Origin of the sequence: Flavobacterium sp. SOK18b, from assembly GCF_014156605.1 — a bacterium.
Lineage (GTDB): Bacteria > Bacteroidota > Bacteroidia > Flavobacteriales > Flavobacteriaceae > Flavobacterium > Flavobacterium tiangeerense.
Genome location: NZ_QKNZ01000007.1, coordinates 60,968 through 74,341, shown reverse-complemented (window position 1 = coordinate 74,341; position 13,374 = coordinate 60,968). Strand labels below are relative to the sequence as shown.

At 34.3% G+C, this 13,374-nt stretch carries 15 protein-coding genes; 5 read left to right on the top strand and 10 right to left on the bottom strand.

The window, feature by feature from the left end; translation table 11 throughout:
• Nucleotides 1–176: 176 nt before the first annotated feature.
• From scpA to udk, 4 genes are all read right to left on the bottom strand, one after another.
• A complete protein-coding gene (scpA, locus tag DNC80_RS01785; RefSeq protein ID WP_182648695.1) occupies nucleotides 177–2,315 on the bottom strand; it encodes a methylmalonyl-CoA mutase in 2,139 nt (712 codons plus the stop codon).
• Between the two features lie 54 nt (nucleotides 2,316–2,369).
• Nucleotides 2,370–3,734, bottom strand: a complete 1,365-nt coding sequence (locus DNC80_RS01780) for a methylmalonyl-CoA mutase subunit beta (RefSeq protein WP_182648693.1) — start codon at nucleotides 3,732–3,734, stop codon at nucleotides 2,370–2,372.
• Nucleotides 3,735–3,851: 117 nt separating this feature from the next.
• Nucleotides 3,852–4,172 (bottom strand): septum formation initiator family protein, encoded by a 321-nt coding sequence (locus tag DNC80_RS01775; RefSeq protein WP_182648691.1) that lies wholly within the window; start codon nucleotides 4,170–4,172, stop codon nucleotides 3,852–3,854.
• Between the two features lie 56 nt (nucleotides 4,173–4,228).
• Nucleotides 4,229–4,837, bottom strand: a complete 609-nt coding sequence (gene udk / locus DNC80_RS01770; protein ID WP_086454257.1) for a uridine kinase — start codon at nucleotides 4,835–4,837, stop codon at nucleotides 4,229–4,231.
• Nucleotides 4,838–4,989: 152 nt separating this feature from the next.
• On the opposite strand from udk, the gene DNC80_RS01765 reads away from it, so the two are divergent.
• The 4 genes from DNC80_RS01765 to DNC80_RS01750 all read left to right on the top strand — a co-directional run bounded on the left by DNC80_RS01765 (nucleotide 4,990) and on the right by DNC80_RS01750 (nucleotide 7,345).
• Nucleotides 4,990–5,571 carry a Crp/Fnr family transcriptional regulator gene (locus DNC80_RS01765; RefSeq protein ID WP_144889068.1) on the top strand — a complete coding sequence of 194 codons (582 nt, stop codon included), beginning with the start codon at nucleotides 4,990–4,992 and terminating at the stop codon, nucleotides 5,569–5,571.
• A gap of 87 nt (nucleotides 5,572–5,658) precedes the next feature.
• Complete coding sequence (locus tag DNC80_RS01760) at nucleotides 5,659–6,411, top strand: pirin family protein (protein WP_144889067.1); 753 nt, start codon at nucleotides 5,659–5,661, stop codon at nucleotides 6,409–6,411.
• Nucleotides 6,412–6,448: 37 nt separating this feature from the next.
• Nucleotides 6,449–6,979 (top strand): YceI family protein, encoded by a 531-nt coding sequence (locus DNC80_RS01755; protein ID WP_182648689.1) that lies wholly within the window; start codon nucleotides 6,449–6,451, stop codon nucleotides 6,977–6,979.
• Nucleotides 6,980–7,045: 66 nt separating this feature from the next.
• Nucleotides 7,046–7,345: a hypothetical protein gene (locus DNC80_RS01750; RefSeq protein ID WP_182648687.1), complete on the top strand. Its 300-nt coding sequence runs from the start codon at nucleotides 7,046–7,048 to the stop codon at nucleotides 7,343–7,345.
• 81 nt (nucleotides 7,346–7,426) lie between these two features.
• On the opposite strand, the gene DNC80_RS01745 is transcribed toward DNC80_RS01750, so the two are convergent.
• The 6 genes from DNC80_RS01745 to dnaA all read right to left on the bottom strand — a co-directional run bounded on the left by DNC80_RS01745 (nucleotide 7,427) and on the right by dnaA (nucleotide 12,764).
• A complete protein-coding gene (locus tag DNC80_RS01745; RefSeq protein WP_182648684.1) occupies nucleotides 7,427–8,308 on the bottom strand; it encodes an SDR family oxidoreductase in 882 nt (293 codons plus the stop codon).
• 80 nt (nucleotides 8,309–8,388) lie between these two features.
• Nucleotides 8,389–9,516 carry a methionine aminotransferase gene (locus DNC80_RS01740; RefSeq protein ID WP_182648682.1) on the bottom strand — a complete coding sequence of 376 codons (1,128 nt, stop codon included), beginning with the start codon at nucleotides 9,514–9,516 and terminating at the stop codon, nucleotides 8,389–8,391.
• 93 nt (nucleotides 9,517–9,609) lie between these two features.
• Nucleotides 9,610–10,059: an energy transducer TonB gene (locus DNC80_RS01735; protein WP_182648680.1), complete on the bottom strand. Its 450-nt coding sequence runs from the start codon at nucleotides 10,057–10,059 to the stop codon at nucleotides 9,610–9,612.
• Nucleotides 10,060–10,077: 18 nt separating this feature from the next.
• Nucleotides 10,078–10,800: an SAM-dependent methyltransferase gene (locus DNC80_RS01730; RefSeq protein WP_182648678.1), complete on the bottom strand. Its 723-nt coding sequence runs from the start codon at nucleotides 10,798–10,800 to the stop codon at nucleotides 10,078–10,080.
• A gap of 61 nt (nucleotides 10,801–10,861) precedes the next feature.
• Nucleotides 10,862–11,329: a low molecular weight protein-tyrosine-phosphatase gene (locus DNC80_RS01725; protein WP_182648676.1), complete on the bottom strand. Its 468-nt coding sequence runs from the start codon at nucleotides 11,327–11,329 to the stop codon at nucleotides 10,862–10,864.
• 7 nt (nucleotides 11,330–11,336) lie between these two features.
• Nucleotides 11,337–12,764, bottom strand: a complete 1,428-nt coding sequence (dnaA, locus tag DNC80_RS01720) for a chromosomal replication initiator protein DnaA (protein ID WP_144889062.1) — start codon at nucleotides 12,762–12,764, stop codon at nucleotides 11,337–11,339.
• A gap of 185 nt (nucleotides 12,765–12,949) precedes the next feature.
• On the opposite strand from dnaA, the gene DNC80_RS01715 reads away from it, so the two are divergent.
• Complete coding sequence (locus DNC80_RS01715; RefSeq protein WP_182648674.1) at nucleotides 12,950–13,354, top strand: thioesterase family protein; 405 nt, start codon at nucleotides 12,950–12,952, stop codon at nucleotides 13,352–13,354.
• Nucleotides 13,355–13,374 lie beyond the last annotated feature (20 nt).

Below are 13,374 nucleotides of genomic sequence, written 5' to 3'. Positions count from 1 at the left end.
CCATAATATCTAGTATTTTTTTATTTTCTAAAATAAACTTTAAAATTTTAATTTTTGTTTGTTCAAATTCAATACGGATGTATTGGACGAACTTTTACGAGAAGTAATTATCTTTTACATTCATTGTAAAAACAAAAAAATCACCATTTAGGTGATTTTTTTGTTTTGTAAAAGGTTTATTCAAAACTTTCGAGCAATATTTCAAGTATTTTGATTGCTGCGTCACTTATTTTTGTTCCAGGGCCAAAAACAGCTACCGCGCCAGCATCAAATAAAAATTGATAATCTTGCGCTGGAATTACACCACCTACAACGACCATAATATCTTCACGACCGTATTTTTTTAATTCGTCAATTACTTGTGGCACTAGCGTTTTGTGTCCAGCAGCTAAGGATGAAACACCTAGAATATGCACATCATTTTCTACGGCTTGTTTGGCAGCTTCTTCAGGTGTTTGAAAAAGCGGACCTATATCCACATCAAATCCCACATCGGCATAGCCTGTTGCTACTACTTTTGCACCTCTGTCATGACCGTCTTGCCCCATCTTTGCAATCATGATTCGAGGGCGACGGCCTTCTTTTACTGCAAATTCGTCGGCAAGTTGTTTTGCTTTTTCAAAACTTTTGTCGTCTTTTATTTCTTTACTATACACACCACTAAATGATTTTATTTGTGCTTTATACCTCCCAAAAACGGCTTCAAGAGCATCACTAATTTCTCCAAGTGTAGTCCTGTTTCTGGCTGCTTCAACTGCAATTTCAAGTAAATTTCCCTCTCCAGTTTGAGCACAAAGGGTCAGTTTTTTTAGTGAATCTTGTACTTTTTGGGTATCTCTAGACGCTTTAATTCGATCTAGTTGTTCTAGTTGCTGCTTGCGAACCATTTGATTATCTACATCAAGAATCTGTAGTGGGTCTTCCTTTTCTAATCGATATTGATTTACTCCTACAATAATATCTTGGCCACTGTCTATTCGAGCTTGCTTTCTTGCGGCAGCTTCCTCTATTCGTAATTTTGGGATACCAGATTCAATAGCTTTGGTCATTCCGCCAAGTTCTTCAACTTCTTCGATTAATTTCCAAGCGTTTTCGGCAATTTCATGTGTCAAACTTTCTACATAATAGCTTCCTGCCCATGGATCTACAGTTTTTGTAATTTTAGTTTCTTCTTGAAGATAGAGTTGTGTATTTCTTGCAATTCTAGCTGAGAAATCTGTAGGTAAGGCTATAGCTTCATCTAATGCATTGGTATGCAAAGACTGCGTACCACCAAAAGCGGCAGCGGCAGCTTCTATACAGGTTCTTGCTACATTATTAAACGGATCTTGCTCAGTTAAACTCCATCCCGATGTTTGACAATGCGTTCGTAATGCTAGAGACTTATCATCTTTCGGTTCAAATTGTTTGACTAATTTAGCCCAGATCATTCTGCCAGCACGCATTTTTGCAATTTCCATAAAATGATTCATTCCTATTGCCCAGAAAAAGGACAAACGCGGAGCAAATTCATCTATTTTCATTCCTGTGGCTAATCCAGTTCTGATGTATTCCAATCCATCAGCTAGTGTATACGCTAATTCAATATCGGCTGTAGCTCCAGCTTCTTGCATGTGGTATCCAGAAATTGAAATGGAATTGAACTTAGGCATGTTTTTGCTGGTATACTCAAAGATATCAGCAATTATTTTCATCGAAGGTGTAGGGGGATAAATATAGGTGTTACGCACCATGAATTCCTTCAGAATATCATTTTGAATGGTTCCAGAAAGTAATTCAGCTTTAACTCCTTGCTCTTCTGCAGCTACAATATAAAAAGCCATTATAGGTAACACAGCACCGTTCATGGTCATGGATACTGACATTTCATCAAGAGGGATTTGGTCAAAAAGAACCTTCATATCCTCAACGGAATCTATAGCTACTCCTGCTTTTCCTACATCACCTACTACTCGTTCGTGATCTGAATCGTATCCGCGGTGGGTAGGTAAGTCAAAAGCTACTGAAAGTCCTTTTTGTCCTGCAGCTAAGTTTCTGCGGTAAAAAGCATTACTTTCTTCGGCTGTAGAAAATCCAGCATATTGTCTTACTGTCCAAGGTCGGCGAACATACATGGTTGCGTAGGGTCCACGTAAATTTGGTGCAAAACCAGCTCCAAAATCAAGATGCGTGAGCTTTTCAATATCTTGTTGTGAGTACGTAGGTTTTAGCTCTATTCCCTCTGCAGTTAGAAATGCATCAGCAGAAGAATTTACATTCACCACTGTTATTGGGTCGCTCTCTAATTTTATATGTTGTAAATCTTTTCTTTTCATTTGTAATGTGCCAAATTATAGGAATGCTGTTGATTTATATAGTGAGATATCCTTTTATTCAAGGTCTAATCGTTCCTGTTCTATTTTTTCTGCCAAACGTTTTTCAATGATGGGTGTAATCAATGTTTTTCTTGGCTTTACTTTTACAAAAGGGAATAACTCTAAATCATGTTTCATTTTATCCTGTTTGTTAGGATGTTTGTTAGTTCCTAATAAAATTTCTTTACCAGAATCAAATAATTCTTGCGCTGCATCTGCACTTTCTTGAATTTTCCTTTTTATGGTTCCTTCGTTTAATTGTTTTAGGAAACCTCCATTTGCCTCAATGTCTTTAAACAAGGCTAAGGCTTTTTCTGCAAGTTGCTGCGTTAGATTTTCAATGTAATAACTCCCATCGGCGGGATTATTTACTTTGTCAAAATAACTTTCTTTTTTAAGAATTAACAACTGATTGCGAGCAATTCTATCTCCAAATTCATTGTCTTTGTGATATAAAGCGTCATAAGGTAGATTGGCTATTGCATCTGCGCCGCCTAGGATAGCACTCATACATTCGGTAGTGGTACGCAACATATTTACGTTGTAATCGTATAAAGTTTTATTTCTTTTGGTAGGGAAAGCAATAATGTTACACGGTAGTGCGTGGTTGTATTCTTTAGCAATTAAGTTAAAAAGGATACGTAGCGCACGTAGTTTTGCAATTTCAAAGAAATAGTTAGTCCCAACAGCTATTTCAAAAACAATAGGTGTTGAAATTGATTCCACACGATTAAAGTACTCATTTACATGACCTAAACTATATGCAATTTGCTGCACAATTGTAGCGCCAGCATTTTGATACAATGCGCCGTTTACGCTAATAAAAGAAACCGAGTTCGTGGATGACGCTATAGTGTTCAAACTATCAAAATTACTTTTTTCTGGCGTTGAAAACCAATTTCCATCTTTAGCAAGTTGGCCTATTGGATCTAGATTACAAAAGATAGTAACGTTGCTTTTCTTAGCAAAATCCTCTATTTTTTTTACGAAATCGATTGAAAAAAATCCTAGGTTAAAATAGACGGTAATCCCTTGAAGAGTAATTTTTTCTAGTAAAAGAGTGATGTCTACGGTTTCGTCTTCAATAGTAAACCTCAAGCTGTCAGCACCTCTATTTAACGCATCTTGAGCTCTTTCAATAGATTTTGATACATCAAAAACAAATATATTTTGACAAATTTTGAACTCAGTAGCTTTTGTTCCACTGTTTAAAGCTTTATTGGTTTCGTCTTTATGGTAAAAAGGCTTTACCATAATATCCTCTGGGGAGTTCCAAACTAAGGTTTCGTTATAATCCGCTCCTTTGAGTTCGTACTGGATTTTTTGTTTCCATTGTTTGGACGATACAGGATCAAAATCTTCAAAAAGGTTTGTATTCATCTTTTTTATAGTTTGCAGCATCTTTATCCCTAAAAAAAGGACGCCGATTTATGTTGTTTTATTGGGCTGTTAGCGTATGTAATAATCCTTATGCAATGCGAAATCAGAAATAGAATTTTACTTTTTTAAAGTATCGTTTTCAAATTCTATGATGTAAATGTCTTCGCTATCTTTTTTCATGTAATATTTTTCCCGAGCGTATTTTTCTATTTGTTCGGAATTTTTCAATTGCTTGATATTTTCTTTATCTTTCTTGATTTCCTCTCTGTAGTAACTAGCATTTTCTTCTAGATCTTGTATTTGTTCATCTAAAATTCGATGGTTAAAATAGGAGTAATTGTCCAAAAAAATCATCCAGATACAAAAAAACAATAAAACCCATACGTATTTATTACTCAAAAACGTAAGCCAAGGTTTGTTTGTAAATTTGTTTTTCATTTTCTTTTTAATACAATTAGGTAATCGATTTTTAATTTTTATAAAGATACATCAATTTATGAAATCCTTTGATTTATTACTGCTCTAACCACATCAATAGCAACGGTATTGTATTTGTCGTTTGGAATGATAATATCAGCAAAAGCTTTTGTAGGTTCAATAAATTGCTCATGCATTGGCTTTAATGTATTTTGATATCGGTTGATTACCTCGTTCATGTCTCGGCCGCGTTCTGCAATATCACGTTTCATTCTACGAATTAAGCGCTCGTCTGAGTCTGCATGAACATATATTTTAACATCAAATAATTCTCTTAACTCAGGGTTAGCCAGGATTAGAATTCCTTCAACAATCATTACTTTTCTTGGATGTGTAAAAACAGTATCGTCTGTTCTATTGTGTGTTACAAAAGAATATACAGGTTGGTGAATGTTATTTCCAGCTTTTAATTCTTTTAAATGGGATACTAATAGTGGAAAATCAATGGCTCTAGGATGGTCAAAGTTGATTAAGGCTCTTTCATCAAATGAGAGTCCGTGGTTTTCTTTGTAGTAAGAATCTTGAGAGATAATACCTACCTCTGTTTGCGGTAACTCATTCATAATTTGATGTACAACAGTTGTTTTTCCGCTACCAGTTCCTCCAGCAATTCCTATAATTAGCATATGTGTATTATTATGTTTTTATTGTGGCAAAAATAGGAATTTTAATGGGGTAGTTTTTCATTTTTCGAATAAAAATTAGTTCAACAGCATGCTTTTTTTGTCCTTTATGCGATCAGATTTAGTATCTTTAATATTTAAATTCAGAACCCATCGTGTATACACAAATTAACTCCAATATCACTCGTTATGTTTCTTTCAGTTCAAGTGAGTTAGAAATTTTTAATTCACTTTTGACTTATAAAGAGGTGCCCAAAAAAACCATGTTGTTGCAAGAAGGGGAGATCTGTAATTTTGAAATTTTTGTAATCAAAGGCTGTGTTCGCAAGTATTATATTGATGCCAATGGATTTGAAGTCATTTTACAATTTGCCATAGAAAATGCTTGGGTGAGCGATAGTTCATTTAGTATTTATGAAAATAAACCGAGTCGCGTTTTTATAGAAACTCTGGAAGATTGTGAGTTCTTCGTCTTTAACCCAGAAACCAAAGAAGAGCTATTTGCGAAAGCACCACGGTTTGAACGTGCTTTTAGGATTTTAATGCAACGTAGCCTTGCTGTAACTCAGGAGCGTTTATTTCAAACTATATCAAGATCGGCCACCGAAAAATACCAAGAATTCACAGCACAATATCCCACTCTCTCGCAACGTGTGGCACAACATTATATTGCCTCTTATTTGGGCATTTCGGCTGAATTTTTAAGCAAAATAAGAACAAAAATGGCTAAGAAATAATGTAGAAAATTGTTTTTCTTGTCCTAGTTCAATGTCCTAGTTTCTTTTTTGTTGCAATTTTGTACTCTAATATTAAAACACGAAATCATGGAAAATACAACGATACCTCAAGAAAATGCACTAACTCATTATGAACTACACAAAGCGAACACTCGTGGGCATGCTAATCATGGCTGGTTAGAGTCCTATCACACTTTTAGTTTTGCAAATTACCACAACAAAGACCGAATGAATTTTGGAGTTTTACGTGTATTAAATGATGATAGAGTGAATCAAGGTATGGGTTTTGGTAAACATCCGCATGATAATATGGAAATAATATCCATTCCTCTTGAAGGAGATCTAGAGCATCAAGACAGCATGGGGAATACTACTGTGATCAAAGAAGGTGATATTCAAGTGATGAGTGCCGGTACCGGAATTTTTCATAGTGAGTATAATAAAAACAAAGATCAACTAGTTAAATTTTTACAAATTTGGATTTATCCAAATAAAAAGAATGTTACCCCGCGTTATGACCAAGTTACTTTGGATTTAAGCGATCGACACAATAAATTACAACAAATTTTGTCTCCTAATCCAGAGGATGCTGGTGTATGGATTCATCAAGATGCTTGGTTTCATATTGGTAAGTTTGATAACATGCATACAGCTAATTACCAATTGAATAAATCTGGAAATGGCGTTTATGCTTTTATTTTGAAAGGTGATTTTACAATTGGTGGTGTTTCTTTAAATGAAAGAGATGGTTTAGGAATATGGGATACAAATTCTTTTGAAATTACGTCAAACAGTGATGGTGCCGAAATTTTATTGATGGAAGTACCCATGCAACTTTAAATTATAAACAATCTATTAATTTTTAAATAAATCAATTATGGCTACAACTAAATGGGCAATTGACCCAACACACTCTGAAATAGGGTTTAAAGTAAAACACATGATGTTTACAAATGTTTCTGGTAAATTTTTAACTTTTGATGCTACTATTGAAACAGAAAATGAAAGTTTTGAGAATGCTAAAATTAATTTCACAGGTGCTGTAGCTTCAGTAAATACAAGTAATGCCGATAGAGACAAGCATTTGCAAAGTGCTGATTTTTTTGATGCGGAGCAATTTCCAGAAATTGCTTTCCAAGCAATTTCTTTTACACAAAAAAGCGGTTCTGATTATGAATTGGTAGGAGATTTGTCTTTACATGGCGTAACAAAACCAATTACTTTAGCTGCTGATTTTGGAGGAATAATGCAAGATCCTTGGGGTAATACCAAAGTAGCTTTTGCTTTAGAAGGTAAAATTAGCCGCAAAGATTGGGGATTGACTTGGAATTCAGCTCTTGAAACAGGTGGTGTTCTTGTAAGTGATGAGGTTCGTTTGGCAATCGAATTGCAATTCGTAAAACAATAAACTCTATTTTTAAAAAGTAAGTTGTTGTTTGTTTAGGCTTTCGCCGAAGTAATGTATACCAATACCATGAAAAAAGTCAATATTTTATACATAGGAAGACATCTTGAAATATTGCAAACAGTAATTCGTTTGATCAATAAGCAAGATAACTGGCATGCTCAAGGCGTATTAAAAGATGATGAAGCCAAAGCAATTTTTGCAGAATCTAATTTTGATATTGTTTTGTTGGGATGTGGAATTTTAGAACAAGAAGAAGAATCTTTACGCTCTTTTTTTGAAAAACAGCAACCTCATTGCCGAATCGTACAACATTATGGAGGCGGTAGCGGATTACTTACTAGCGAAATCTTACTAGCTTTAGAATAATTATTTTGCAAATATAAAAGGCAAAACAAACAAGCTTTACACTTGGTTGTTTTGCCTTTTTTTATGTTGCTAGACTCGTGTTTATTTATTTTTTTTGGCTTTGATCATCATTTCTAGTTGATCCCAAAGTTCCTCTGGAATAGCTTCCAGTAAATTAAATTGACCAGCTCCTTTAAGCCATTCGCCACCATCAATAGTAATTACATCTCCGTTGATATAGGCTGAAAAATCAGATACTAAATAAGCTGCAAGATTAGCTAATTCTTGGTGATCACCCACACGTTTTAAAGGCACTTTTTTCGCCATATCAAATTTTTCAGCTAAGTCTCCTGGAAGTAATCGGTCCCAAGCTCCTTTTGTTGGGAACGGTCCTGGCGCAATTGCATTAGTACGAATACCATATTTAGCCCACTCTACAGCTAAACTTCTAGTCATGGCTAACACTCCAGCTTTTGCAGTTGCACTTGGCACTACATATGCTGATCCTGTCCAGGCATAAGTGGTTACAATATTTAAAACAGTAGATGAGCCTTGTTTGGTATCTATCCAATGTTTTCCAAAAGCCAACGTACAGTTTTTAGTTCCTTTAAGTACAATATCAATAACGGTATCAAATGCATTTGACGAAAGTCGCTCAGTAGGGGAAATAAAATTTCCAGCAGCATTGTTAAGCAATACATCTACTTTTCCAAAGGTTTTTAAAACTTCTTGAAGCATATTTTCTACTTCTTCGTAATGACGTACGTCACACTGAATAGGCAAACAAGTCCCACCTGTTTCTTGCTCAAGTTCAGCAGCTGTGTTTTTTAATTTCTCAATATCTCTTGAAGAAATAGCCACTTTCGCACCTAATTCAAGGAAATATTTAGTCATTGCTTTACCTAATCCACTACCACCTCCAGTTACAACAATTACTTTTCCTTGTAGCGCATCGTCGCGTAACATTTTATCTGTATAACTCATATCTTGATATTTTTTTTAATGTAAATATAATAAAATAAAAATAGTATGCATGCATAATAAAAAGAAATACTCAGAAATAGTTAAACTTTACACAATCGTAAAGCAGCCTCTTTAAGTGTATTGTTGTCCTTGGCAAAACAAAAACGAATGAGTTTTAAATCTCTACCATCAGCATAAAAGGTCGATATAGGGATTGCAGCAACACCATGTTCAAGGATCAATCGTTTGCAAAAATCAACATCATTTTCCTGAGATATCTTGGCGTAAGAAGCTACCTGAAAGTATGTTCCTTCACAGGACAGCAGGTCAAATCTGCTAGAAATAAGCAGTTCTTTAAAATAATCTCGCTTTGCTTGGTATTGTTTTTTAATTTCAGAAAGATCTACGATATCAATGTATTCGCTAATGGCCACTTGGCTTATGCTATTCACACTAAAAACAAGGAACTGATGTACTTTTTTAATTTCAATCATCAATGTTTCGGGAGCCACAACATATCCTATTTTCCAGCCTGTGATGTGAAAGGATTTACCAAAAGAGGAAATCATGACACAGCGATTCCGAATTTTTTTTCTAGTGTGCGCTGATATGTGTTTGTCTTCAAATGTGATGTATTCATACACTTCATCTGAAAGTAATATGATGTTAGGATGTTTTTCCAGAATAGTTTCTAGACTTTCAATGTCCTCATTGTTCCATATTTTTCCGGTAGGATTATGCGGATTTGTGATAATAATCATTCTGGTTTTTGAGGTACAAGCAGTCGCAATTCGCTCCCAATTAGGAGTATAATCATCATGAAGCGGAATCCTAACTGGAGTAGCTTGACTAAGTAAAACCGGAGCCTCATAACAATCATAACTGGGATCTAGAATAATCACTTCGTCACCACTATTTACTAGAGCCATAATGGTTGTAAAAATCCCTTGTGTAGCGCCCGCTGTCACTAGAATTTCAGTTTCAGGATTCAAAATTCTGTCGTAAGAAAGTTCTACCAACTTAGAAATTTGATGCAGTAACGGAGGATATCCCGCCATGGGTGTATATTGATGCACATTTTCTCGGGACAAACGCGCCATTATAGCAGTCAACTTTTCATCTACAGGAAAGTTGGGGAAACCTTGGGATAGATTAATGGCATTGTGTTCTGACGCCATTTTGGACATTACTGTAAAAATGCTGGTAGATACATTGGGAAGTTTACTCATGGATAGTTTTGTGGTTAAAAACTTGTGGTTTAATGAGAGAGTAATTTATTTTAAAAAATGATGATTTCCAGATTTTTATAAACAGTATTATGTTTATTCAATTAAAATCATTATTGCATTTTTCACTCTTAAATTTTTTCCGTTTTGTTTTGCTGGAATCCATTTTGGGGCTGTTTTCAAGATTCTAATTACTTCTTCTCCTGAACCGTATCCGAAATCTCTTAATAGTTTAATGTTAGTTAAGGACCCATCTTTTTCAATTGTGAAAGTGACGTAAATTTTTCCTTTTGATGCGAGAGGATCAGTTAAATTATAGTTTTGGTTTATAAAAAGATCAAGTTTTTGTTGTCCTCCTGGAAATTCAGGTTTGATTTCTACAGCACTTTTATCATATACCATATTATCTGCATTATCGTCACTATAAGTTATAATTGACGAAATAGGAGCTTCTATATTGCTTGAGATTGGGTCTACTTTTGGAAGAGTTTGAGAAAATACGTTTTGTGCAAAACACATTAAAATCAGGATTAAAAAATTTTTCATTTTTAGGATAGTTTTAAATTACATTTTATGAATGATAAAAATAGTAGGTCGTTTATGTAAATCAATAGTCTCTTTTTTCCAAGCTACTATTTTTTTGGTTTTAATATATTCAGTAGGCAACGTGATATCAGTTGCTATACACAAGTGTGTCTCTGGATGCAATATCTGAATTAAGTCTTCCAGTAATTTATTATTTCGATAAGGAGTTTCAATAAAAATCTGAGACTGATTTTTTTCAAAAGAGATCCTCTCTAAGGTTTTTAAGCTGGATTTTTTTTCATCTTTCTCTATGGGTAAATAACCATGAAAAGTAAAACTTTGTCCATTCATTCCAGATGCCATCATTGCCAATAGTATTGATGATGGTCCAACTAACGGAACTACTTGTATGCCTTTTTCATGTGCTAGTTTTACAATCACGGCACCAGGATCGGCTACTCCAGGACAGCCGGCTTCGCTCATAAGTCCCATGTTATGGCCTTCTAATAAGGGTTTTATAAACTCAAGATGCTCTTTGGTTTCAGTATGTTTGTTTAAAACATAAAGTTTAAGATCAGCTTGTTTTTTTTCTGGACATACTAATTTGATCGATTTTCTTGCTGTTTTGTCATTTTCAACAATATAAGTATCAATGAGTTCAATACTTCTTTTTATAGTTTGCGGAAAAACATCCATAGGATCACAATCACCCATTGTTGTAGGGATTAAATAAAGTTTGCCTAGAGAAGTTTTACTGTTCATAAAATATAATTTTAGGTTTTGAGTAGTTAGATTTTTTTGAAAATGAATTCCAAGATTCTATTTAGGAATGATGTTTTTTTAGTTTGTCTGCAATGATATCGCAAACTTCGTCTAGCATGCTAAAAACCAATTCAAATCCATTTGATAATCCATAATAAGGATCAGGAACATCAACATTTTCACCTGGAAATAATTCATTCAAGATCATTTTAACTTTTGCTTGATGCTCAGGAGTAGGTGCAAGTTGCATAACGTCATCATAATTTGAACTGTCCATCACGTAAATATAGTCATAAAGGTCAAAATCTTTTGGACTAAAATGTTTACCTCTTTGATGTGCAATAGAAATGTTGTTTTTTTTAGCAACTGCAATAGAACGTTCATCAGGTGATTTACCCACATGCCAAGAACCGGTACCAGCTGAGTCTACAATAAATTTTTCAGGATCTAGTTTAGAAGCTAATATTCCCTCAGCCAATGGTGACCGACAGATATTACCCAAACAAACCATGAGAATTTTAGTAGGCATGAACTATTTACAACGTTAATTTTTTATTGATATCGTCAACAAATTTTTTGAATTGTTTGTCAGTAGCAACAAGATTATCAACTGTTTTGCAAGCATGTAAAACGGTAGCATGATCGCGATCACCTATCTGTGAACCAATATTAGCTAGTGAAGCTTTGGTAAACTTTTTGGCAAAAAACATAGCTAGTTGACGGGCTTGTACCACATGTCTTTTTCTAGTTTTTGATTGTAAAGTCTCTAGATCTAATTGAAAGTAATCTGAAACTATTTTTTGGATGTAATCAATTGAAATTTCACGTTTTACATTTTTAACGAATTTTTCAACTACACTTTTCGCTAGGTCAAGAGTAACTTCTTTTTTATTGAATGAGGATTGTGCTATCAATGAAATGATGGCACCTTCTAGCTCCCTAACATTTGATTTGATATTTCTAGCTACGTACTCAATGATATCTTCAGGGATTTCAACTCCGTCTCTGTACAGAATGTTTTTTAAGATAGAAATTCTAGTTTCATAATCGGGTTGATGAATTTCAGCAGACAATCCCCATTTGAATCTCGAAAGCAAACGCTGTTCGATATCTTGCATATCAACCGGAGCTTTGTCAGATGTTAGAATTACCTGTTTCCCGTTTTGATGCAAGTAGTTAAATATGTGGAAAAAAACATCCTGAGTACCTGATTTACCAGAAAGGAATTGAACATCATCAATGATTAAAACATCAATCAATTGATAAAAATGGATAAAGTCGTTACGGTTATTTTTTTTAACCGAGTCAATATATTGCTGCGTAAATATCTCGGCAGAAATATACAAAACAGTTTTCTCTGGATATTTATCTTTTATTTCTACACCTATTGCATGTGCAAGGTGAGTTTTACCTAGTCCTACACCTCCAAAGATTAGCAAAGGATTAAATGATGTTCCACCCGGTTTATTGGCCACAGCCATCCCTGCAGAACGTGCTAATCTATTAGAATCTCCTTCAAGAAAATTATCAAAGCTATAATTGGCGTTAAGCTGTGATTCAATCTTAAGATTTCGAATACCAGGAATTACAAAAGGATTTTTGAGCTCTGGGTTTAAGTTTTTAAACGGAGCATCAACTTCCTGAGGTTTCATGGGAACTCTATTGGCACTTGGCAACTGTTCTGTAAACGGTTGTTTGTTGCCATAGGTGTTTTCCATTCTAATTTTATAAAGTAACTTAGCGTTTTTTCCAAGTTCTTTAGTCAAGGCAACTTTTAAAAGTTTTACATAGTGTTCCTCTAGCCATTCGTAGAAAAATTTACTAGGTACTTGAATATATAATGCATTATCGGTAAGTTCAACTGATTTGATTGGTTCAAACCAAGTTTTATAGGCTTGGTCTTGGATGTTGTCTTTTATGAAAGACAAACAGTTTTCCCATACTGATTGAGCAGTTTTGTTCATATATTCTAAATAAATTGTTTTTTATTTGTAATTTTTAGATTACTAAAAAAAAGATGTTTTGTTACTTATTATTGGGGTAACAAATATGTGAACAAATTTCTGTAAAAAAAAATATATAGGGTTATAATTTTCCCTATTATTGTTGTAAGGCACTATTTTTAATTAAATTTTTTAATTCATTATTAATGAAAGATCATCAAGTACAAGTTAGAGTTCGATACTCTGAAACAGACCAAATGGGAGTGGTTTACCACGGTAATTACATACCTTATTTTGAAATAGGAAGGGTGGAATGGCTTAGAAACAAAGGGGTTTCGTATAAAGTAATGGAAGAAAGCGGTATTGCGTTGCCTATAGTTTCTATGAATATAAATTATAAAAAATCAGCTCGCTATGATGAGCTTTTAACGGTTCATACGGTTTTTAAAAGTCAGTCGTCTGTTAAGATAGAATTTGATTGCGCTATCTATAATGAGCAGGATGAGTTATTAACAACTGCCCAATTTATCTTGGTTTTTGTGTCCTTAAAAACAGGTCGTCCAGTGGCTCCGCCAGATTATATTTTAGAATTGCTAAAAGCGATGGAATAAAATAAAAAAGATGCAGTTTT

Excerpts from the sequence above, each read along its gene's own strand:
- DNC80_RS01760 (WP_144889067.1), top strand. The coding sequence starts at position 5,659 with ATGGAAAATACAACGATACCTCAAGAAAATGCACTAACTCATTATGAA.
- DNC80_RS01750 (WP_182648687.1), top strand. The coding sequence starts at position 7,046 with ATGAAAAAAGTCAATATTTTATACATAGGAAGACATCTTGAAATATTG.
- scpA (WP_182648695.1), bottom strand. The coding sequence starts at position 2,315 with ATGAAAAGAAAAGATTTACAACATATAAAATTAGAGAGCGACCCAATA.
- DNC80_RS01755 (WP_182648689.1), top strand. The coding sequence starts at position 6,449 with ATGGCTACAACTAAATGGGCAATTGACCCAACACACTCTGAAATAGGG.
- DNC80_RS01735 (WP_182648680.1), bottom strand. The coding sequence starts at position 10,059 with ATGAAAAATTTTTTAATCCTGATTTTAATGTGTTTTGCACAAAACGTA.
- DNC80_RS01745 (WP_182648684.1), bottom strand. The coding sequence starts at position 8,308 with ATGAGTTATACAGATAAAATGTTACGCGACGATGCGCTACAAGGAAAA.
- udk (WP_086454257.1), bottom strand. The coding sequence starts at position 4,837 with ATGCTAATTATAGGAATTGCTGGAGGAACTGGTAGCGGAAAAACAACT.
- DNC80_RS01715 (WP_182648674.1), top strand. The coding sequence starts at position 12,950 with ATGAAAGATCATCAAGTACAAGTTAGAGTTCGATACTCTGAAACAGAC.
- DNC80_RS01725 (WP_182648676.1), bottom strand. The coding sequence starts at position 11,329 with ATGCCTACTAAAATTCTCATGGTTTGTTTGGGTAATATCTGTCGGTCA.
- DNC80_RS01775 (WP_182648691.1), bottom strand. The coding sequence starts at position 4,172 with ATGAAAAACAAATTTACAAACAAACCTTGGCTTACGTTTTTGAGTAAT.
- dnaA (WP_144889062.1), bottom strand. The coding sequence starts at position 12,764 with ATGAACAAAACTGCTCAATCAGTATGGGAAAACTGTTTGTCTTTCATA.
- DNC80_RS01740 (WP_182648682.1), bottom strand. The coding sequence starts at position 9,516 with ATGAGTAAACTTCCCAATGTATCTACCAGCATTTTTACAGTAATGTCC.
- DNC80_RS01780 (WP_182648693.1), bottom strand. The coding sequence starts at position 3,734 with ATGAATACAAACCTTTTTGAAGATTTTGATCCTGTATCGTCCAAACAA.
- DNC80_RS01730 (WP_182648678.1), bottom strand. The coding sequence starts at position 10,800 with ATGAACAGTAAAACTTCTCTAGGCAAACTTTATTTAATCCCTACAACA.